General features: G+C 62.6%; 15 protein-coding genes and 1 tRNA gene. 11 read left to right on the top strand and 5 right to left on the bottom strand.

Going from position 1 to position 20,758, the window contains the following annotated elements; all coding sequences use genetic code 11:
- Positions 1-5: 5 nt before the first annotated feature.
- On the bottom strand, positions 6-1,520 hold the full coding sequence (locus ACZ41G_RS05860; RefSeq protein WP_033506344.1) for an APC family permease: 1,515 nt from the start codon (positions 1,518-1,520) through the stop codon (positions 6-8).
- A gap of 221 nt (positions 1,521-1,741) precedes the next feature.
- Here ACZ41G_RS05860 and alr point away from each other — a divergent pair, with 221 nt between their 5' ends.
- The 3 genes from alr (at position 1,742) to dnaG (ending at position 6,892) form a co-directional block, all read left to right on the top strand.
- Positions 1,742-3,100, top strand: a complete 1,359-nt coding sequence (gene alr, locus ACZ41G_RS05855) for an alanine racemase (protein ID WP_441481881.1) — start codon at positions 1,742-1,744, stop codon at positions 3,098-3,100.
- Between the two features lie 266 nt (positions 3,101-3,366).
- Positions 3,367-4,653, top strand: coding sequence for a deoxyguanosinetriphosphate triphosphohydrolase (locus ACZ41G_RS05850; RefSeq protein ID WP_464144899.1), 1,287 nt, complete (start codon positions 3,367-3,369; stop codon positions 4,651-4,653).
- 139 nt (positions 4,654-4,792) lie between these two features.
- Complete coding sequence (dnaG, locus tag ACZ41G_RS05845; protein ID WP_464144897.1) at positions 4,793-6,892, top strand: DNA primase; 2,100 nt, start codon at positions 4,793-4,795, stop codon at positions 6,890-6,892.
- 23 nt (positions 6,893-6,915) lie between these two features.
- Here the strand turns inward: dnaG and ACZ41G_RS05840 are convergent, their stop codons facing one another.
- On the bottom strand, positions 6,916-7,887 hold the full coding sequence (locus ACZ41G_RS05840) for an aminodeoxychorismate lyase (protein ID WP_464144896.1): 972 nt from the start codon (positions 7,885-7,887) through the stop codon (positions 6,916-6,918).
- A 276-nt stretch (positions 7,888-8,163) separates the two neighbouring features.
- Here ACZ41G_RS05840 and ACZ41G_RS05835 point away from each other — a divergent pair, with 276 nt between their 5' ends.
- The 5 genes from ACZ41G_RS05835 (at position 8,164) to ACZ41G_RS05815 (ending at position 14,582) form a co-directional block, all read left to right on the top strand.
- Positions 8,164-8,997: a putative hydro-lyase gene (locus tag ACZ41G_RS05835; protein WP_464146238.1), complete on the top strand. Its 834-nt coding sequence runs from the start codon at positions 8,164-8,166 to the stop codon at positions 8,995-8,997.
- 94 nt (positions 8,998-9,091) lie between these two features.
- A complete protein-coding gene (locus ACZ41G_RS05830; protein ID WP_464144894.1) occupies positions 9,092-9,898 on the top strand; it encodes a LamB/YcsF family protein in 807 nt (268 codons plus the stop codon).
- On the top strand, positions 9,895-11,703 hold the full coding sequence (locus tag ACZ41G_RS05825; protein ID WP_464144893.1) for a 5-oxoprolinase subunit B/C family protein: 1,809 nt from the start codon (positions 9,895-9,897) through the stop codon (positions 11,701-11,703). Before ACZ41G_RS05830 ends, ACZ41G_RS05825 begins: the two co-directional genes overlap by 4 nt.
- Entirely contained in the window at positions 11,700-13,463 is a 1,764-nt protein-coding gene (locus tag ACZ41G_RS05820; RefSeq protein ID WP_464144892.1) for an acetyl/propionyl/methylcrotonyl-CoA carboxylase subunit alpha, read from the top strand. Before ACZ41G_RS05825 ends, ACZ41G_RS05820 begins: the two co-directional genes overlap by 4 nt.
- Before the next feature lie 99 nt (positions 13,464-13,562).
- On the top strand, positions 13,563-14,582 hold the full coding sequence (locus ACZ41G_RS05815) for a glutamate cyclase domain-containing protein (protein ID WP_464144890.1): 1,020 nt from the start codon (positions 13,563-13,565) through the stop codon (positions 14,580-14,582).
- A 256-nt stretch (positions 14,583-14,838) separates the two neighbouring features.
- Here the strand turns inward: ACZ41G_RS05815 and ACZ41G_RS05810 are convergent, their stop codons facing one another.
- A complete protein-coding gene (locus tag ACZ41G_RS05810) occupies positions 14,839-15,042 on the bottom strand; it encodes a hypothetical protein (RefSeq protein ID WP_464144888.1) in 204 nt (67 codons plus the stop codon).
- Positions 15,043-15,430: 388 nt separating this feature from the next.
- Between ACZ41G_RS05810 and ACZ41G_RS05805 the strand changes: the two genes are divergently transcribed.
- Complete coding sequence (locus ACZ41G_RS05805; protein WP_464144887.1) at positions 15,431-17,896, top strand: alpha-L-arabinofuranosidase C-terminal domain-containing protein; 2,466 nt, start codon at positions 15,431-15,433, stop codon at positions 17,894-17,896.
- On the opposite strand, the gene ACZ41G_RS05800 is transcribed toward ACZ41G_RS05805, so the two are convergent.
- A complete protein-coding gene (locus ACZ41G_RS05800; RefSeq protein WP_464144886.1) occupies positions 17,871-18,089 on the bottom strand; it encodes a hypothetical protein in 219 nt (72 codons plus the stop codon). The two genes, ACZ41G_RS05805 and ACZ41G_RS05800, sit on opposite strands and share 26 nt — an antisense overlap.
- Before the next feature lie 59 nt (positions 18,090-18,148).
- On the opposite strand from ACZ41G_RS05800, the gene ACZ41G_RS05795 reads away from it, so the two are divergent.
- Positions 18,149-19,342 (top strand): SLC13 family permease, encoded by a 1,194-nt coding sequence (locus tag ACZ41G_RS05795; RefSeq protein WP_033506356.1) that lies wholly within the window; start codon positions 18,149-18,151, stop codon positions 19,340-19,342.
- A 179-nt stretch (positions 19,343-19,521) separates the two neighbouring features.
- On the opposite strand, the gene ACZ41G_RS05790 is transcribed toward ACZ41G_RS05795, so the two are convergent.
- Positions 19,522-19,595 (bottom strand) — tRNA-Arg (locus ACZ41G_RS05790).
- Between the two features lie 407 nt (positions 19,596-20,002).
- Here ACZ41G_RS05790 and ACZ41G_RS05785 point away from each other — a divergent pair.
- Complete coding sequence (locus tag ACZ41G_RS05785) at positions 20,003-20,686, top strand: ABC transporter ATP-binding protein (protein WP_464144884.1); 684 nt, start codon at positions 20,003-20,005, stop codon at positions 20,684-20,686.
- The last annotated feature ends 72 nt before the right edge of the window (positions 20,687-20,758 follow it).

The following is a 20,758-nucleotide window of genomic DNA, read 5'->3' as shown; positions in this document are numbered from 1 at the left end:
GGGTCTTAGGATTCGAAGGACACCAAGCTGTCGGGGGCATCGGCGTTGTCGCCAGCCTGATTGCCACCGGCAATACCGGACTGCGCCGCCGAAACGCCGCCTTCCGCCACACCGAGCTTCGAGTGCTTGCGGCCGTACGCGAAATACACGATCAAACCGAGTGCGAACCAGACCACGAACCGCACCCAAGTCTCCCAATTGAGGCCGGCGATCAGGACGCAGCAGAACACAATCGCCAGGATCGGCGTGACCGGAACACCAGGGGCGCGGAAGCCGCGATGGGCGTCCGGCTGGGTCTTGCGCATCCACAGCACGCCCGCCGACACGATGATGAATGCGGACAGCGTGCCGATATTCACCAGTTCGAACAGGATGTTGATATTGATGAATCCGCCGGCGATCGCCGTGAGAATGCCGAAGAACCATGTGCCCTTGAACGGCGTGTGGAACTTCTTGTTGACCTCGCCGAAGAACTTAGGGAACAGGCCGTCGCGGCTCATCGCATAGCAGATGCGCGACTGACCGTACAGCTGGACGAGCATCACCGTGGTCATGCCGATCAGCGCGCCCAGATTGACAACGAAGGCGAGCCAGTTGAGCCCGGTGGCGAGAATCACACCGGCGACCGGGGCATCCACAAACTTCGCGAATTCAGGGTATTTGACGATGCCCGTCATGATAAGCGTCATGATGACGTACAGCACGGTCGAGATGATCAGCGAATACAGGATGCCGCGCGGCAGGGTCTTGTTCGGTTCGACCGTTTCCTCCGCGGACGAGGACACTGCGTCAAAGCCGATGAAACTGAAGAACACAATCGAAGCCGCCGGAATGATGCCCATCGGCTTGGTCGAACCCGGCTGGAAGGTGTACCAGCCGTACGGGGAGAACGGTTTCCAGTTCGCCGGGTTGACATACCACACCGTGCATACGATGAACAGCACGATGATTGCGAGTTTGATCATCACCATGATGTCGTTCGTTCGCTTCGTCTGGTTGATGCCGATGGACAGCACCCACGTGATCAGCAGCACGACAATGAATCCGGGCAGGTTGAAATAGGTTGTAACCCCAGGCGTGGTGCCGTATGCCGCGGTCAGTTCGACCGGCAGGTGGATGCCGAAGCCTTCCAGGAGCTTGTTGAAATACCCGCTCCATCCGGCGGAGACGGTCGCCGCCTGGAGTGCGTATTCAAGAATCAGATCCCAGCCGATCATGAAGGCGATGATTTCGCCGAACGCCACATACGCGTACGAGTAGGCGGAACCGCTGACCGGCACCATCGATGCGAATTCTGCATAGCACAGGCCGGCGAACCCACAGCACACCGCGGCCAGCAGGAAGGACACACACAATGCCGGGCCGGCGGTCAGCGCTCCCTTGCCGGTGAGCACGAAGATACCGGTGCCGATAATCGCGCCGATGCCGAGCATCGTCAAATCGAAGGTTTTCAACGTCCGTTTGAGTGGCGTGGCCTGCGCGACCATGCTTTCGACGGATTTCTTACGTAGCAGGTTCATGAATTCTCTTCCGATAACGCGACGGGACAGGCGCCGCGACGAATGATCCGGAATCGGGGCGGGGAAACAGAATTCCCCATGATTCGCATTGCCTTCTCTTTTATAACCGTCGCGCCCGACGCGCCGGGGCGATGACGCGAAGGGTTCCACGATGTGGACAAGGAACCGCCGGGGAGGAAACGCGTGCGGCGAATGTTACCTCCCTGCGCAACAATGGGAGCATGACTTTGAGTGCAGTACCAGCATGGCAGTTTTCCTCAGCGCAGGGCGAGGCGAATTATCAGGCCGCGTTGCGTCAATATCCGGCGCAGGCGATCGTCGACCTCGCGGCGATGCGCGACAATATGCGGCATTTGGTGTCCGTGGTCGGCGGCCCCCAGTCCGGCACCGCGGTGATGGGCGTTGTCAAGGCGGACGCGTACGGGCACGGGTTGATTCCGTCCGCCCTCGCCGCGCTCGCAGGAGGCGCCACATGGCTCGGCACCGCGCAATCGCATGAGGCGCTGCTGCTGCGCAAGGCCGGAATCGGCCCGGACCGTTGCCACATTCTCACCTGGGTGTACAACGGCACGCAGGTCCCGTTCGATGAGCTGATCGTCAACGATATCGACATCTCTGTCGGCTCTCTCGCTGGCATCGACGCGCTCGCCGCGGCCGCACGCAAGGTGGGGCGTCCTGCGCGCGTCCATGTGAAGGTCGATTCCGGGTTCGGCCGCAACGGTTTCACTCCGCAGGGCTTCGGCGCGGCGCTCGATAAGCTGGTGCCGCTTGCCAAGGCAGGCGTGCTCGATATCATCGGCCAGTGGAGCCATCTGGCGGTCGCCGATTCGCCGGATGTTCCGGAATTCGTCGACGCGACCGACCAGCAGGTCGCCACCTTCAACGAGTTCACTCAGCGGATGCGAGCAGCTGGAATCGCGCCGAAAATCAGACATCTGGCCAATACCGCGGCCACGCTCGACCGCCCGCAGATCCATTTCGAACTCACCCGGCCGGGCGTCGGCCTGTACGGCTATGAGCCCGATCCGGCGATGGGCACGCCGCAGACCTACCGTTTGAAGCCAGCCATGACTTTGCAGGCGCAGCTTGGCACGGTCAAGGACGTGGAATCAGGCCACGGCATCTCCTACGGCCGTACTTATCTGACGCCGCAGGCCACGAGCACCGCGATCGTGCCGGTCGGATACGCTGACGGCATTCACCGTTCCGCATCCGGATTCGACATGCAAGGCGCCAAACACATCACCAAGCTCGGCGGCCCGGTGCGGGTCATGACCGAACAGGGGCCGAAGCTGTTGCGCGTCTCCGGGCGTGTGTGCATGGACCAGTTCATCCTCGACCTGCACGGCAGCGCGGCGGAAATGGGCGTCCATGAGGGCGATACCGTTGAACTGTTCGGCCCGGGCAGGGGAGAGGACTACGCTGAACCGACCGCGGACGACTGGGCACGCGCGGCGGACACCATCAGCTACGAGATCTTCACTTGCCTGCGCAACCGCATCCCGCGCCTGTATCTGCACGCGCCCGAGGTGCTGCCCCCTGAGGATTTGGCGAAACTCGATCCGGCGAGCATCCTGTAATCGAGACCAAAGCGGGAAGCGAGGCGGTTTCGGGTGGCGTGGCGTGCGACGCCTGTCGGGCCGCCCCGCTCGACCGCTTGAGTACTTGATTGCTTGACTGTTTGAGTGCTTCGGCGGCGGGTTGTCGTCGGTTGCTTCGGCGGCTGCCGCGGCTATTAACCGCTGGTCGGCGCGCTGCCTGCGGCGGATTGCCGAACCGTAATCGGCGGTATGCGTCTGGAATGTCAGCGCTGGGATGCGCGACGGGGAGACGGGAAAGGGCAGATATGACGACTACAGCCGACAGCGAACGTGTACTCACCACTGAAGGGTATTGCGCGGCGGACGAAGAGCGTTGGGCGCCTGAACCGCCGAAATCCCCGTCGCGCACGGCGTTCCAGCGCGACCGGGCGAGACTGATTCATTCGTCCGCGCTGCGCAGGCTGGGCGGTAAAAGCCAGATTCTGGTCGCAGGAACCGACGATTTTGCGCGCACGCGATTGACACATACGCTCGAAGTCGCGCAAATCGGCCGGCAAGTCGGCGCTCTGCTCGGCTGCGATCCCGACGTTGTCGATTGCGCGTGCCTCGCACACGACCTAGGGCATCCACCATTCGGACACAACGGTGAACGCGCGTTGGCGGCAATCGCCAAGGACATCGGTGGATTCGAAGGTAACGCGCAGACCTTGCGATTGCTGACGCGACTGGAGCCGAAGATATTCCTTCCCGACGGGCGGTCCGCCGGGGTCAATCTGACGCGCGCTGCATTGGACGCCGCGGTGAAATACCCGTGGACGCTTCGCGAGGCGGCCGCTCACCCCAAAGGGGAGCGTAGCGTGAAATTCGGCGTCTACCCAGACGATGAGCCGGTGTTCCATTGGCTCAAGCAGGGGGCGCCCGAGGCCAGTACGCCGATGGAATGCCAGGTGATGGACCTATCCGACGACATCGCCTATAGCGTGCATGATATTGAGGATGCGATTGCGACCGGCACACTGAATCCGGTGGCGCTCGAGGACAACCGGATTGTCGACCGGGTGGTCGAATCGGCGCGCGCATGGTATGGGCGGCAGTGGGACCCGGACCTTCTGCTGGCGGCGGTGCTCCGGCTGCGTGACGGACAACTTCTGCCGGGTCGTTTCGATGGTTCCCGGCAGGCGTTGGCGCAGTTGAAGAACATGACCAGCGCGTTGATCGGCCGTTTCGCCGGATCGGTGGAATCGGCCACACGGCAGCGATATGGTACCGGGCCGTTGACCCGGTATGCGGCGCATGTGGTGGTGCCTGACCAGACACGCTATGAGATTCTGGCGCTTAAGGGGATGTCTGTGTATTTCGTCATGGCTCCCCGCGAACGTGAGCCGTTCCATGAGCAAGAGCAGCGAATTGTCACCGATTTGGTGGATGTGCTTATGGCTGACTCGCCGAGGCCGAGCGACGCACTGGAGACGGTGTTCCTCGATGACTGGCGGCAGGCGTCGAATGATGACAAACGGTTGCGCGTGGCAATTGACCAGGTGGCCAGCCTGACGGACGGGTCGGCGGCGACCTTGCATTCGATTCTGTGCTGAGCGCCGACTCGGACACGCGGTGTCGCGGCGGCCTGCCGGCGCCGGCGGTATCTGTCTGCGGTGCGACATCGCGGTCGCCCGGCACGCTGTTCTCTGGCGGTGCACGCCACTGAACAGCCCTCAGGCTAGCATGGAACCTATGCCCGGGATGATCAAGAAAGAAGACGTTGAGAAGGTGCGCGCCGCCGCGGACCTGTACGATATCGTATCCGCGTCCGTTACGCTCAAGCCTTCGGGCACCGGCACCTATGTCGGCCTGTGCCCCTTCCATGACGAGAAAACCCCGAGTTTCAATGTCCGCCCGTCCCTAGGTGTCTGGCACTGCTTTGGCTGCGGTCTGGGCGGCGACGTTTTCGGCTTCGTGGAGCACCAGGAGAACATCGACTTCCGCGAGGCGGTCGAACTGCTCGCCGACAAATACCACATCGAACTGCATTACGACCAAGGCTCACGCCAAGGCGAGCACGCCGGGTCGAAACGCGCGCGTCTGCTTGAAGCGAACGAGGAAGCCCAACGCTTCTTCACCTCGCAGATCATGAGCAAGGAGGCGCTCGCCGCACGCAAACTGCTCGGCGGACGCAATTTCAGCCAGGCCGATTGCGAGCGCTTCGGCTGCGGCTACGCCCCGCAAGGCTGGGACAATCTCGTGCGGCATTTGGCAGACAAAGGCTTCACCCAGCAGGAGATGCTGGATGCCGGACTCGCCCGTCGCGGCCAGCATGGCATCTACGACTATTTTCGAGGCCGGGTCACATGGCCGATCCGCGATTCGACCGGTCGTACGCTCGGCTTCGGCGCGCGCAAACTGTATGATGACGACACTATCGCGGCGAAGTACATCAATACGCCGGATACGCAGCTGTACCGCAAAACGCAGGTGCTTTACGGCATTGACCTGGCGAAATCATCGATTGTGAAGCACCGCCAGGCGGTGATTGTCGAGGGGTACACGGATGTCATGGCCTGCCATTTGGCGGGTATCGACACGGCGGTCGCCACATGCGGCACCGCGTTCGGCGCGGAACACGCGAAAATCATCCGTCGTCTGATTGCGGACGATTCGCTGGGCGCCGTCCAGCTGGTCGGGCCGCTTAAGGTCGAAGGGCAGTCGCTCAGTTCGCGTGTCGTCTTTACGTTCGACGGCGACGCGGCTGGACAGAAGGCCGCGTTGCACGCGTTCGGGTTGGATTCTTCGTTCCTGTCGCAGACCTTCGTCGCCGTGGCCGACGACAATCTCGATCCGTGTGATCTGCGAATCCAGCGCGGCAACGAGGCGGTGCGTGCACTGATCGACAGCGCCCGTCCGCTCTACGATTTCGTCATCGACACGGCAATCGACCGCTTCGACACCCAGTATGCCACCGGGCAGATGGGGGCGGTCAAGGCAGCCGCACCACTGATTGCGCAGATCCGCGACCGTTCGCTGCTTGACTTGTACACGCGCAAGGCGACCCGGCGCATCGGCATCGACCTTGATATCATGCAGCGTGAGGTCAGACAGGCCAGACGGCAGTACAACGTGCGCGACGAGGACGCCTACGCGCCCCGCCGACGCCAGCAGGTGCGTATCGAGGAGCGTGCTGACCGCGATGACCCGTACGCGAATCCGGCTCGCAGGCGGGAGCTTGAACATCGTGATGCCGCCAACCAGACGTATTTCCACATCGACGACGCGGTGTTCATCTGCGAGCAACAGTTCATGGCGACGCTCATCCAGATTCCGCGTGCGATCGACCGCGAATGGTTTGCCCAGTTGACTCTGGCGAATTTCATGACCCCGGTGTTCCGCACGCTGTTCCAGGCGATTGCGGCTGCCGGCGGATTACCGACGGATGACACTCCGCAAGGCCTGTGGATGCACAATCTGACCAAGGCAGGCGGTCCGATGCTCCAATCGGTGATTGACGAGCTTGCCGTGATGCCGTTGCCGTTGCCGACCCCGCCGAACCAACAGTCGGCACCTGGCGCGGGTGACGGACAAGGCGTCGGTGCCGCTGGAGCGCCCGGCGTCGCCGACGTCCAGCTGCGGGAGCCGACTCAGGGGGAGCGCCAGTACGCGTCCGAACTGTTGGCCCGTCTGCTTGATATCGGTTACATGCGCAGAATCGGCGCAGCCAGACGCCGTATGGCCCAGCTGCCGGACGGCGAGGAGAAGATCGCGCTGCTCGGCAGCATCACCACGCTTGAAACCGCGCGCAAGGATTTGCAAGCGCAGGTGTACAACAACACGGTCGGGTAAGCCTCGGGGCAGAACGACCCTCCTTACGCGTCGTATTCCCCGCTTGGCCCGATTGTCAGCGCGTCGTCATGCGTGCGCCCGCTGTGGATGGCCTCGTTCATCGCACGGATCTCGTCCATGTCCACCGCATACGTCTTGCCGTCCAGCTCCTTGACCGGAACCACCCAGCCGCCGTGCGTCATATACAACGCGTCCGCATCCCTCAGCTCGTCAACCGGCAGCTTGCGGTACGCAGTCCGCTTGCCTTCCTCAAGCGCCCACGCGAACAGTTCGCGCTGTGACGTGCCGTTCAGGATGCCGATGCGTGGGTCTGGTGTGACGTACGTATCCCCGTATCGTGCGACGATGCTGCTGTTGGGACATTCCAACGTATACCCGTCGGTTGTGGTGGTGACCGCGTCGCCGACCCCGCGCCGGTCGCATTCCCGGTGCATCGCCTGATTGACCGCATAACTCAGGGTTTTAGCGCCATTGAGCAGCCACGGCGCTTTCGCCGTGATATCCGACGGGTATCCGCGGGTGAGCGTCGCCATGGTGATCGGCTCGATGCTGTGCCCGTCGCCTTCTCCGTCAAGGAATATCCACACGCTCGGCGGCAACGGCCCGTTGTCTGAACGTTTCGCCTCTACCCCGATACCGGTGGTCGGGTCAAGCCCGCGCGAGACGAGAATGCGGAGCATCGGCGCTTCTTCGGCCCCGTCGTAGGCGTCGATCACCCCTTGGCAGGCGTCGGTGAACGCGTCGACATCAGGTTCAGGCATATCCACCAGTGCGGCGGAATGGGCGAGCCGTTTGAGATGGTTTTCCAAGGATACGGGGAATCCGTCGTAGACCGTGGTCGCCTCGAAGATCCCGTCGCCGCGCAATACGCTCAAATCAAAGGCCGAAGCGCAATCATCATGCGCGTCAATGATGGTGACCGCGTCCCCGCCGCTGATATCCAGCCCCTTGAACAATACCGATGCGTTTCCTACCCCGAGTACGACTGCGCTCATGGAATGACTCCTCTCGTGTTTGCTTGCCGTGATGGCCTTGGCGGTCTCGCGGCCCTGCCGCCGGTGTACCCCGCGGCAGGACGCGTCGTGGCTGAGCCACCGCGTCGTTGAACGAGCCTCACGTTATTCCGCGCGTATTTCACGGATCGCACGGGCAGGGCATGCCCGTAATCCGCCGGTCACAGGTTGGTGATCTTCCTCGTTGTTGTGTGAAATCAGGGTTTAACGCGCCGAACTTAGCGTGTGGACGAAAGGGAGGTTCCGATGGGTTCGTTGATGTCCGGCGTTGCACCGGTTGAACACAATACGCAAGGTATTGCGCCCGTACTGGACGCGAATACGGCGCCACAAGAGGCGCGTGAGGCGTTCCGGCACGGCGTGGTGCGCCCGACCTGCGGTATCGCACGCGGTTTCGCCCAGGCGAATATGATCGCGTTGCCGCGTGAATACGCGTTTGATTTTCTGCTGTTCACCCAACGTAACCCCAAGCCCTGCCCGATTGTTGAAGTCCTTGATCCCGGCAATCCCAAGCCCTCGATTGCCGCCGGCAGCGACATCCGTACGGATATCCCGCTGTACCGCGTCTGGGAACACGGCGAGCTGGTGGACACATGCAGTGACATCACCGATATCTGGGCGCGGCATGATGATCTGGTCACCTTCCTGATTGGATGCAGTTTCACTTTCGAATTCCCACTCATGGAGGCGGGTATTCCGGTGCATCATATCGAGGCGGGACGTAACGTGCCGATGTATGACACGTCAATCGCCTGCAAACCTGCGGGACGGTTCAGTTCGACGATGGTGGTGTCGATGCGCGGCATCCAACCGGACCGGATCGCGGACGCCGTGCGGATCTCTGGCTACTATCCGAGCGTTCACGGGGCGCCCGTGTGGGTGGGCGAGCCCGAAGGCATAGGGATTACGGATTTGCAGCACCCCGATTATGGGGACCCGCCGATTATGGAAGACGGCGACATCCCCGTGTTCTGGGCGTGTGGCGTGACCCCGCAGGCGGCGGTGATGGCGTCGAAACCGTCGTTCGCGATCACGCACGCGCCTGGGCACATGTTCCTCACGGATATTCCCGACCGCAGTTTCATGGTGTGACTTGCGTCGGCGCAAATGCATCAATACCGATGGAGTGCGATGCGGAAGATATGAGATATCGAAAAGCAGAAAACAGCGGGAGTGGGGAACGACAATGACGGGAATAGACCTCAACAGCGATATGGGCGAGAGCTTCGGCCGGTGGGCGCTCGGCGACGATACGGCGCTGCTCGGCGTGGTGTCGAGCGCGAATGTGGCGTGCGGCTTCCATGCGGGCGACCCGGCTGGAATGCTGCGCACGGTCGGCTACGCGGCGGCGCACGGCGTGACGATCGGTGCGCATGTGGCATACCGCGATCTTGCCGGGTTCGGCCGGCGGTATGTCGATGAGACGCCTGAAGATCTCGCTGCCGACGTCATCTACCAAATCGGCGCGTTGGAAGGTGTCGCGGCGGCAGCCGGTACTCGGGTGCGGTATGTGAAACCGCATGGGGCGCTCTACAACCGGATTGCGACCGACGAACGGCACGCCAAGGCCGTGGTCGAGGCAATGAAAGCTGTGGACTCGTCGCTGTCCCTGCTCACCCTTCCCGGTTCGGTGGTCGGCCGGCTTGCCGAGGGGGCGGGGCTGCGCGTGTTCCGTGAGGCGTTTGCCGACCGCGCCTACACGCCGGACGGTCATCTGGTCTCGCGGCGCGAGCCGGGCGCGGTCATCACCGACCCGGAACGGGTGGCCGCACGGGTGCTGCGCATGGTCGAGGACGGTACGGTGACGGCGATTGACGGCAGCATTGTCCGACTGCATGCGGATTCGGCGTGCGTGCACGGCGATTCGCCGGGGGCGGTTGCCATGGCGACAGTGGTGCGCAAAGCGTTGGAACATGCCGGGATTGAAGTACGGTCGTTTGCGGCAGGTGACGGCTCGTCGTCATCAGTGTCCACGAAAGCCGCGAAATCATGAGACGGATATTGCCGGCGGGGCAGGACGCGCTGCTCGTGGAAACCGGGGATTTGCGCCATGCGCTCGGTTTGTATCATGCGCTGAACGCGGCGATGGAGGATGCCGTTTCGGCAAACGCGTCGGCAGGGGAATCCGTCGCTTCGCCCGCGCCGACACGACCGCTCGCGGCGGTTACGGAATTGGTTCCAGCCGCACAGACCGTGCTGGTGCGATTCGATCCGCGCAAGATTCGTCCAGCTTCGCTCGCCGAAGCGATTATGACGCTGTCTGATACGCCCGATGAGGCTCAAGAGCATCGGACGGTGACCGTGCCCGTCATCTACGACGGCGAGGATCTTGAGGCCGTGGCGCAGCTGCTTGGTATCAGCGCCGACGAGGTGGTCGTCCGGCATATCGGCACCCCGTGGACGGCCGCATTTGGCGGATTCGCTCCCGGATTCACATATTTGGTGGACGGGGACCCGATTTTCGACGTACCGCGCCGCACGACACCACGGTTGGTCGTGCCCTCAGGCGCGGTCGGACTCGCCGGGCGGTTCAGCGGTGTCTACCCGCGCGAAAGCTCGGGCGGATGGCAGCTGATTGGGCACACGGCCATGCCGATGTGGGATGTGCACGCCGACCCACCTGCCGCCATCATGCCCGGCGACCGTGTGACGTTCCACGCCGAGCGCGATCAGGCAATCATGACTGATATTGCGCGCCAACGCCGAACGCCGACGGACCGCGATATCCGGGCGCATGCCGGGAACTCCGGTAGCGGTTCGGAGTCAACGACATGCGACCACGGCTTGCGTGCGGACCGCTCCGGCCTGCTTGCCCTGTTCGAAGATGAAGGCCGGCACGCCTCGGCTATGGGCGTCGCCGGGTCGGGGGCGTGCGATATGCCCGCCTACCGCCTGGCCAATATGCTTGTCGGCAATCCGCCCGGTGCGCTCGCCATCGAACTGACCGCCGGCGATGCCGCGTTCACCGCGATAGGGAATGTGGTGGTCGCCGTTACGGGAGCCCCGGTCGATTTGTGTATCACCGGGAAGGCCGCGTTTGGTGCCGATCCGGGTCGCACGACTATCCGGCAAAGCCTGCACCGGCAGGAAGCCATTATCCTCCACGACGGTGAAACCCTGACCATTGGCGTGCCGCGCGCCGGCTTGCGGGATTATCTCGCCATTCGAGGCGGGTTCAAAGTCCCGATGACGCTCGGCAGCGCTTCGCGGGACACCATGTCCGGCATCGGACCGGCCCCACTGGCCGCAGGCGACACGCTCATCGCCGGAACCCCCGATCCGTCACGAAGCGTAGGGCGGCCATGCGAATGGAACGGGCATCTGCCCACCGGCATCATGCACCATGCCGGTCCGCAGGCGATCGGCGGCGCCGATCATCCAGTCTGGCTCGATGTCACCCTCGGCCCGCATGACGACTGGTTCACGCCTGCCGCCATCGGCACGCTCTTTGGCACCACGTGGCAGGTCACCGCACAATCCAACCGGACCGGGCTGAGGCTCAACGGCCCGCAGCCCCTGGAACGCGAAGATACGCGGGAACTGCCCAGCGAAGGCATGGTCCCCGGTTCGCTCGAGGTGCCCGGAAGCGGGCAGCCCGTGCTGTTTCTGCGCGACCAGCCGGTCACCGGCGGCTACCCGGTGATCGCCGTACTCACGCTTGATGCGCTCGCGTTGGCGGCGCAACTGCCGCCGGGCGCGTTCATCCGGTTTCGCAAAGCCGGGGAGAGCGCAATGGCGGCATCGGGAGGCCAAGACATATCCCATCCCGATGAACACGATGGAAAGGAGTCCCGATGAAGCGCATTCTGGTCGCCAATCGCGGGGAAATCGCCGTACGGATCATCCACGCCTGCCATGATCTGGGTCTGGAGGCGGTCGCCGTCTACGCGGACGATGACGCCGACGCGCTGTTCGTCCAGCTTGCCGATGAGGCCATCCCCCTGCATGGGGTGACGCCGGCGGAAACCTACTTGAACATCCCGGCATTGCTCAAGGTGGCGGCAAGCGGACGTGCGGATGCTGTTCATCCGGGGTACGGATTCCTATCAGAGAACGCTGATTTCGCGCAGGCGGTCCAGGATGCCGGGTTGACATGGATCGGCCCATCACCGCAGACCATCCGCATACTCGGAGACAAAGTCGAAGCGCGTGCCGTCGCCGCGAAAGTCGGCGCACCCATGGCCCCGGGCACCACGCAACCGGTCAAGGACGCGCAGGAAGCCGCCGCATTCGCGCGCCAACACGGTCTGCCGATTGTCATCAAAGCGGTGCACGGCGGGGGAGGTCGCGGCATGAAAGTCGTGCGCGACCTCGCCGATGTCGAACCCGCCTTTGAATCCGCTGTCCACGAGGCCGAAGTCGCGTTCGGCAACGGGGAGTGTTTCATCGAACGGTTCCTCGACCACCCGCGTCACGTCGAAATTCAGGTGCTCGGCGACACGTATGGCGGGGTCATCGCTGTCGGTACCAGGGACTGCTCGCTCCAGCGGCGCAACCAGAAGCTTATCGAGGAGGCTCCGGCGCCCTTCCTGCCTAGCAGCATCATGCAACGGCTTGAAGATGCGGCCGTGGCGATCTGCTCCGAAGTCGGGTACGTGGGTGCTGGAACCGTGGAATTCCTCGTGGCCCCGGACGGCACGCTCTCGTTCATGGAAGTCAACACGCGTATCCAAGTCGAACACCCGGTCACCGAAATGACCAGCGGCATCGACCTGGTGGCCTGGCAGCTGCGTATCGCCGCGGGCGCGTCGATCGCCGGACTCAAACCGGCGCATGACGGGCATGCGATGGAATTTCGTCTCAATGCGGAAGACCCGTCGCTCGGATTCGCGCCATTCCCCGGGCGTATCACTGCGCTGAGGGCGCCCAGCGGGCCGGGCATACGCTTCGATACCGGCGTGCAAACCGGTTCGATTGTCTCTGACCATTTCGATTCCATGCTCGCCAAACTCATCGTGCACGCCACCACGCGCGAGGAATGTATACAACGGGCGCGGCGGGCGCTCGCCGAACTGCGCATCGACGGTGTGCCCACGGTCGTACCCTTCGACCGGGCGGTGCTCGCCGACCCTGATTTCACGGCGGAACACGGGTTCCGCATCTACACGCGGTGGATTGAGGAGGTGCTGCTCAAGCGGCTTGACCCCGAACAGCTCAAGCCTGATGGGATGTCGGCACGTTTCGATGACGCAGATACCGGGTTGCATCGTACATGGATTGAATGGGATGGCCGCCGTGTGGAAGTCGGCTTGCCGGCCGGTCTGGTCTCGTCGCTCGGGGCGGCGGGGGCAGCCGGTGATGGAACATCGCACGATGGCGGCGTGGGGGAGACGGCCGCGCATGACGCCGGGGATATCCTCGCCTCGATCACCGGCACGGTGGCGCGCTGGCTGGTCGATGACGGCGCTGAAGTCGGCGCGGGCACGCCGGTCGTCGTGCTGGAAGCCATGAAGATGGAAATCCAGGTTACGGCCACGATCGGTGGTGTGGTCCATATCGCCGCGCAGCCGGGCGACAGCGTGAGATCCGGAAGCGTGCTGGGACATATCGAATCGTGAGACAAGACATGAGACAGATAAGCGAGACAGGCGAGACAGGCGTGACATACGGCGTTCGGCCGATTTGACCGGCCGGGCGCCGATAGGAGAGGAGTGGATATGACGGAAACGATGCAATACAACCAAGCAGGACATGTCAATCGGCAATCGGATACGTTCCATACCGGCCGTGGGAGTGCGGCGCACCATGGCGGGATTGGCCCTGCCGCCCGCATCGCAAGCTGGCGGTGGAAACCGCGCGTCGCGCACATCCAGAATGCCGCCGCGGCGGATGTGGGCCGGGGCAGCGAAACCATGATGACCTTCGCGCGTGGCGACCTGTTCCATGCCGCCCGGTGGCTTAAATCCGGCGGCCACAAGGCCATGGTCGTCACCGGGTTCTACATTCCGCAGGCCGAGCGGCCGGCCGCCGAATCGGATGGTCCCGCCGGGGCGGTCGAGCTGTGTGAGGCGCTACGGGCCATCGGTTCGGATGCCTGGTTGGTCAGCGATGAGCCGTGCGAGCCGGTCATCCGCGCAGGGGCCTCGTCGCGACTGCCCGAAGACCATGTGGCCATCGCGCCTGCGGATGCGCAACACTTCGACCAGTGGATTGACGCGATGCGCGGACTTGTCGATCATCATGGCATCGACACCATCATCTACATTGAGCGCGTCGGGCCGGCGCGTGACGGAAACCCGCGCAATATGCGGGGGTTTGACATCGACCGGTGGACCGCCCCGCTCAGCCGACTCACCAGGCTGGGATTGCATGTGATCGGTATCGGCGACGGCGGCAATGAGATCGGCATGGGCAGGCTTGATTCCATCGTCATAGAGGATGTCGTCGAGCATGGCGAGCGTATCGCCTGCATGGTTCCCGCGGACGAGCTGATTGTCTCCGGCACGTCAAACTGGGGCGGTCACGCGCTGGTATGCGCGATGTACGCGATGGGCTGCCGTCGGGCGGCGCCGCTGCTCGATGTCGCATGGCATCGGTCCGTGCTGGCGGATGTTGCGCGCGCCGGTGGGCTCGACGGGGTCACGATGCGCAACACCCCGACGGTCGACGGCCTGAGCGAGGAGCGCTACTACCGCCAGATCCGCATGATGTCCGACATCGCCTGCGGACGGCGTTGAGGGCGCTTGTTGCAGCAGATGCGGGGTCTTGGGCTGCAAACGGTTGCACAATCCATGATGATGATCTGCTGCTGGAGGCGGTGACGTTCCGGTACGGCGTGTGCGACACCTTGTGTAGAAGCCATCTGCGGCGGTTGTTGTGCGGGTATGCTGGTGTGGACAGGCGGGCGGATGATGTCCCTTGGGTTGGTGTATGAAGGGGTCGCCTTTTTGTGTTGCCGTGGCGTTGTCGTCGCTGCCCCTGTTGGCTGGTATCCTACTCCTGTTCCTGTTGCATGGGGGTGTCGAGCGCGTCGTACGCGGCGCGCGCCTGGGAGCGGGCTGCCGCGAGCTCGGCCGGGGTGGTCTGCGTGGCGATTTCGTGGTATTCAACTGCGTCCTGGAACCGGGGGTACGGATGTATCCCCGCGGGGAGTGTGAGGATACCGCATGGTCTGGTCGATGTCGAGACGTTGGGCATGGCGATTTTGAATGCGCGTGATTATGATGAATCCATTTCGCGAGATATTGAGAACGGGTTCTGAATATCTCGCGTTCGATGGCCAAATCAGCGAGATATTGAGATTCCCGCACAGTGTTGTCGGTTCAACTCCGTCGAGCCGTACGGGGGATGGGCCGACCAGATCGGCGTGGCTCGGCGTGGGGCGATGGCTCAGTACTCGCGCATCTCCGGATTCCTGCACGTATGTATCTGCTCGGGCACAGGAAACCGGCAAGAGCGTCATAATCCATCCTGTCTGCCGCTGCGCATTGCTCCTCGAACAGCGTGGTGCCGCATGCGACACGCACATGCAACATCCGCCCTGCGCTACCGGGAAAATCGTCTCGTTTCGCCTACGATAGGAATCATGGTCACGGTAATGGTGGGTTCAGCTTCGCATCCGGTCAGCGACCGGCTGTATGGCGCGTTTCTTGAGGACATCAACATGTCGGTCGATGGCGGCCTGAATGCGAACGTGGTCAATAATTACAGCTTCGATGGCGTCTATCTCAAGCACCACAGCATGCGCGTCCGCGGAACGGACCGGTGGCGCACTCAGGCCGATCCGTTGCGTTTCTGGCAGTTCCATGGGGTTTCGGCGACGAGTTACGGCACCCAGACGCGCGGCGAGCACGGGCAGCGTATTGAAACATCCTGCCCGGCGCCTCCGCTGCACCCCAACAGCAGATACGTGCGTGTGACCCTGCCTGCGGGGCGGCGTGGCGCGGATATTGAAAACCTCGGGTACAACGGCGGCGGCAAGCATGCCGGGGAGTGCGCGATTGCCATCAGCCAGGGGCATCGCTACGATTTCAGCGTCTACGCGCGTCCGGTCGCCGGGGTCATGACGCTTGCGGTGAGTGTTGTCAACGCTTCCGGGGTGGCACTGACCGACTGCGTGACATTGTCGTGCAGCGCCCCGGGCAATGACTTGTCCAGCGCCGCCGCTGCAGGGTCATGCGACCCGGATGATGCCGATTGCATCAACGGATGGGTTCATCTGACCTGTACGCTGTCGGGCTTGGCTTCGGGCTTGGGCAAGCTGCATATCGGCTTGATTGCGGGGGAAGATCGCGCGGGGGACTGCGCGTCCGCCGGCGATGGGGGAAATCCCGGTGAGGGGAATGCCGGCGATACGCGCGGGTATCGCGCACACGGGTACTCCGCCGGACTCTCCGGCATGGTTCCGGACACTGCGGATGGTCGATCGGGTGTTGCACCGAGACCTGCGCCAGCGGTTCGATCCAGCGCCGCGCCGACCAATGCGCAAGCCGTCTCGTCAACCACTGGATCAGGCGATATTGCAATCCCCGTGTCGGACACCGTCATCGATCTCGACTGTGTCGTCCTGATGGACTCGGACACGTGGGGCGCGGGCGACCCCAAATGGCGGTACGGCAGGTTCCGCCGTGACCTGGTTGAAGCCATCGCGGCGCTCAAACCCGCGTTCCTGCGGTTCCCCGGCGGCTGCATTACCGAAGGCGTCACGCCGGGCAACGAGTACCGTTGGAAAGACACAGTCGGCGCCTTGTATGCGCGTCGTCAGCAATACAATATGTGGGCCTTCCGCATGCCGGACGGCTCAAGCTATTCGCAAAGCTACCAGATCGGCTTCTACGAGTATTTCTGCCTGTGCGAGGATTTGGGCGCCAAGCCGTTGCCGACTTTGTTCGCGGGCATGACCTGCCAGTCGCCGTACCGAGACCCGCAGTCCATTCCTGTGAACAGCGATTATTTCCGTGACGTGGTCGTTCAGGATTATCTCGATCTCATCGAATTCGCCAACGGCGATCCAGATGCCAGCCAGTGGGCGCGGGTTCGTCGCGATATGGGCCATCCGGCGCCGTTCGGCCTCGATATGATCGGCATCGGCAATGAGAATTACGGCGAAGGGTATATGGAACGCTTCGATGCCATCGCCAAGGCGATTCACGAACGCTATCCGTCGATTTTGTGTGTGATGAGCGCCGGACTGTTCCCGTACCGTCTGTCCATGCGTCGGGCGTGGAATCATGCGCGTGATATCGCTGCAGGGCGTGGCGAGATGCTGTTGGCGTGTGATCCGCCGCTTGCCGGCAGCAGAATCATCGTGGACGAGCATTCGTACCACACGCCCGAATGGTTCGCCTCGCAAGCCCGCCGCTATGACGGTTATCCACGTGATTCCGTCGGCGTCATGGTCGGTGAGTATTCGGCGAACGGCTATCTCGCAGGGCGCAAGCAGGACAACGCGCATGCCAACACATGGGCATCCGCGCTCGGTGAGGCGGCGTTCCTCACGGGGTGCGAGCGCAACAGCGACGTGGTGCGCATGACGTCGTATGCGCCGCTGCTCGCACGCGTGCCGGGCAAGGGGTGGATGCAGAACCTCATCGAGTTCGACGCGCGCACGGTGATGCCCACGCTCAACGCCGAAGTGGAGCAGCTGTTCGCCACGCATATCGGCCCGATGGCCTACCAATGCGAACTGGGGGATGCCGGGCATACCCGTGCCGGTAAAGCGGTAGGGAGCCGGCTGTTCGTAAGCGCCACCGGCGACGAATCGACCAGATTCATCAAGCTGGTCAATACGGGTGGCGATCGCATTGATGTCACACTTGATATCTCCTTCGGCTTGCGATCGTTGGGCGCCCGTCCGCGCCGCGATTCGTGCCGGTTGCATGTGGTGCGTCTGTGCGCGGCTCCTGAGGCGCGCAATGTGCTTGGGGACGAGGGCGTATCCCATAGGGTGGCGGAACGTCGTGAGGATACATTCGCGATGGCCGGGCCGCCGGTAAGGTTCGCGTTGGGGTTGCCAGCGTATTCAGTCACGATGGTGACGGTGACGTTGTGACACGCGCGTGACGCGTGCCGTCCTCCGCGTCGTTCTCTACCGATCGGTCGGCTTCGTTCGGGCGCGCGATTGGCGGCATTTCGGCAATACTGGCGTATTTGCCGCCGACTTTTTCGACGATGGTCGGAGCAATCCGCGCGAACACGCCGTCTTTGGCTTCAGCCTGCAGGATTTCCCCGCTAAGATTGGGCATGTCGCGGGTGCGGCATGTTGAATTCACCTAGGGTTCAACTCAAATTCACGGAGGACTGGATGCGACGTTGGTTGCTTGAAGTGGTCAAGAGTGAGACGATTCTCATCGTCGCTACGGTCCTTGCAATCATATCCTGTTTCGTGGTGCCCCCGGATGCCGAGTATCGCAGCTATGTGCATACCAAGACGATCGCCCAGCTGGTGTGTCTGATGCTGGTGGTGTGCGGATTCCAGCGCATCGGCGTGTTCCGCATGGTCGGCTCGCGTCTGCTGCGCATGGTGCGCACCCAGCGCGGTGTGGTGCTGGTACTGGTGTCGCTGACGTATTTTTCCTCGATGCTCATCACCAATGATGTCGCGCTGGTCACCTTCATCCCGTTCGCGATTTCCGTGCTCACGATGGCGGGTATGGAGGCGTCGGCCGTGCTGGTGGCGACGCTGATGACCGTGGGAGCGAATGTCGGCAGCATGCTCACCCCGGTGGGTAATGCGCATAACCTGTATCTCAAAGCGTTGTCAGGCATGCCGACCGGAAAGTTCCTCGGCATCATGGCCCCGTATTCGTTTGTTGCTGCGGTATTGCTGATTTTGGTGATTTCGGTGGCGTTCGGCGGCAAGAAAGTAAGCCGGTTCGCCGATCTTGACGGGGAGGATATCGAACGCGGGGTGCTTGCTCCGCAGCCAGACCAGCCGCAGCCTGACGAAATCCGCTTGACCGGCTATGGTGCCGGCCATGGCGGCTGGCGCGTGTGGGTGTATGCGGCATTGTTCCTGCTGTGCCTGCTGGTGGTGAGCGACCTGGTGCCGATCTGGGTGATGTGCGTCGTGGTGTTCGGCGTGTTCCTGTTCGCCGATCGCAAGGCGTTCCGGAAGGTCGATTGGGGGCTGCCGCTGACCTTCATCATGTTCTTCATTTTCATCGGCAATATGAAGCGCGTGCCGGCGTTCTACTCGCTGGCGGCGTCCTTGGTGGGCGGTCATCCGCTTGAAGTGGCGGTCGTTTCCAGCCAGATCATGAGCAATGTGCCGACGACGATTCTGCTGTCGGGCTTCTGCGATGATTGGACGCATCTGATCATCGGCACGAACCTGGGCGGCATGGGCACGCTGATCGCCTCGATGGCGTCCTTGGTCTCGTACAAGAACGTGACCCGGTGCTACCCGGACAGAAAAGGCCGCTACCTTGCCGTGTACAGCGCGGTCAATGTGCTGTTCCTTGTGGTGCTGGTCGGCCTGTCGTGGATCGTCGACTGACCTGCGCGCACCCTTCCCAAACTGTCTACGCTCACAGCCGTCTGAGCGTAGACAGTTTGGGAAGTGAATACGTGGGATAGCTGCGTTGCACGAGGTGGTTGCGTTGCGTGGGGTGGTTGCGTGTGAGACCGCGATGACGGTTGGTGCAACGAAACGGCCGCGACGACCTTGATGGAAAGTGACCCCGGTCGGATTCGAACCGACGACCTTGAAATTAGAAGTTTCCTGCTCTATCCAACTGAGCTACGGGGCCGTAAGACAACGTGTGCCATTATAGCAGCCATAGGGACGTGTGCTTGCTGCCCACTGTGCGACTGTAACAACCCTCCTCGCCTGACGAACAATGTAGGGGGTGCGTGTTCACTGACATCGTGCGGTGTACAACCGGCATGTCAAAGATGGCGTATGGCGATTTTTCGGCATATACTCTGATGAATACTCGAATTCATGAATGCGGTACCGCTGTGTTGAGGTGCCGAGAGATGAGAAGGGACGCCTATGGCTTGGCTCGCGTCGCCGCCACCTACGGCCAAAACGAATGCTTCGGATGCGTCGGTTGTGTCGGCTGCACAGGCAGTGCCGGATACATCAGTCGCGTTCGCAACTTCGGCTTCTCGACCCGCGCGGCGCAACGGCACGCACCCCGCCTCAGGACGCCCGATGATCGAAGTGCGCAACCTGCGCAAGGAATATGTCATGGGCGCCGAGCGCGTCGTCGCCCTCGACCGGATCAATCTCGATATCGCATGCGGCCAGATCTGCTGCATCTACGGTGAATCCGGTTCGGGCAAATCCACGCTGCTCAACCAGCTCGCCGGTATGGAACGCCCGACGCGCGGAGGCGTGCGGATCGGTGGCATCGTCGTCTCGCGGCTCGACGAGCGCGAACTCGCCGAATTCAGACAGAAGCACATCGGTTTCGTTTTCCAGTCCTACAATCTGCTACCCGGACTCAACGCCGTCGAAAACGTCGCGATGCCACTCATGTTCCGCGGGGTGCCACGCGAGGAGCGCGAAGCCCGGGCGCGGGCGATGCTCAGACGCGTCGGGCTTGGCAAACGCCTGAACCATTACCCCTCGCAGATGTCCGGCGGCCAGCAGCAGCGTGTTGGTATCGCCCGCGCGTTCGTCACCCGCCCGCAGGTCGTGTTTGCCGACGAGCCGACTGGCAATCTTGATTCCAAGACGAAAGTCGACATCATGGACATGATTCGCGATTTCGCCCGCGAGAATGGCCAGACCATCGTGCTGGTCACGCATGACGACCATATGGCCGCCTATGCGGATCGCATCGTCACCTTGTTGGACGGGTGTATCGTCCATGACACCGAGCAGGACAGATAGCCTGATAACTCACGCAACCGGGCGGTCCCACGTCAATTGCGCAGCAACATTCCTCAACAGCAAGCTTTTCGA

Source organism: Bifidobacterium porcinum, assembly GCF_055378475.1.
This window is presented reverse-complemented; position numbering and strand designations above follow the sequence as displayed.

Coding starts and splice junctions, on each gene's coding strand:
- ACZ41G_RS05860 (WP_033506344.1), bottom strand. CDS start 1,520: ATGAACCTGCTACGTAAGAAATCCGTCGAAAGCATGGTCGCGCAGGCC.
- alr (WP_441481881.1), top strand. CDS start 1,742: ATGACTTTGAGTGCAGTACCAGCATGGCAGTTTTCCTCAGCGCAGGGC.
- ACZ41G_RS05850 (WP_464144899.1), top strand. CDS start 3,367: ATGACGACTACAGCCGACAGCGAACGTGTACTCACCACTGAAGGGTAT.
- dnaG (WP_464144897.1), top strand. CDS start 4,793: ATGCCCGGGATGATCAAGAAAGAAGACGTTGAGAAGGTGCGCGCCGCC.
- ACZ41G_RS05840 (WP_464144896.1), bottom strand. CDS start 7,887: ATGAGCGCAGTCGTACTCGGGGTAGGAAACGCATCGGTATTGTTCAAG.
- ACZ41G_RS05835 (WP_464146238.1), top strand. CDS start 8,164: ATGTCCGGCGTTGCACCGGTTGAACACAATACGCAAGGTATTGCGCCC.
- ACZ41G_RS05830 (WP_464144894.1), top strand. CDS start 9,092: ATGACGGGAATAGACCTCAACAGCGATATGGGCGAGAGCTTCGGCCGG.
- ACZ41G_RS05825 (WP_464144893.1), top strand. CDS start 9,895: ATGAGACGGATATTGCCGGCGGGGCAGGACGCGCTGCTCGTGGAAACC.
- ACZ41G_RS05820 (WP_464144892.1), top strand. CDS start 11,700: ATGAAGCGCATTCTGGTCGCCAATCGCGGGGAAATCGCCGTACGGATC.
- ACZ41G_RS05815 (WP_464144890.1), top strand. CDS start 13,563: ATGACGGAAACGATGCAATACAACCAAGCAGGACATGTCAATCGGCAA.
- ACZ41G_RS05810 (WP_464144888.1), bottom strand. CDS start 15,042: ATGCCCAACGTCTCGACATCGACCAGACCATGCGGTATCCTCACACTC.
- ACZ41G_RS05805 (WP_464144887.1), top strand. CDS start 15,431: ATGGTCACGGTAATGGTGGGTTCAGCTTCGCATCCGGTCAGCGACCGG.
- ACZ41G_RS05800 (WP_464144886.1), bottom strand. CDS start 18,089: ATGCCCAATCTTAGCGGGGAAATCCTGCAGGCTGAAGCCAAAGACGGC.
- ACZ41G_RS05795 (WP_033506356.1), top strand. CDS start 18,149: ATGCGACGTTGGTTGCTTGAAGTGGTCAAGAGTGAGACGATTCTCATC.
- ACZ41G_RS05785 (WP_464144884.1), top strand. CDS start 20,003: ATGATCGAAGTGCGCAACCTGCGCAAGGAATATGTCATGGGCGCCGAG.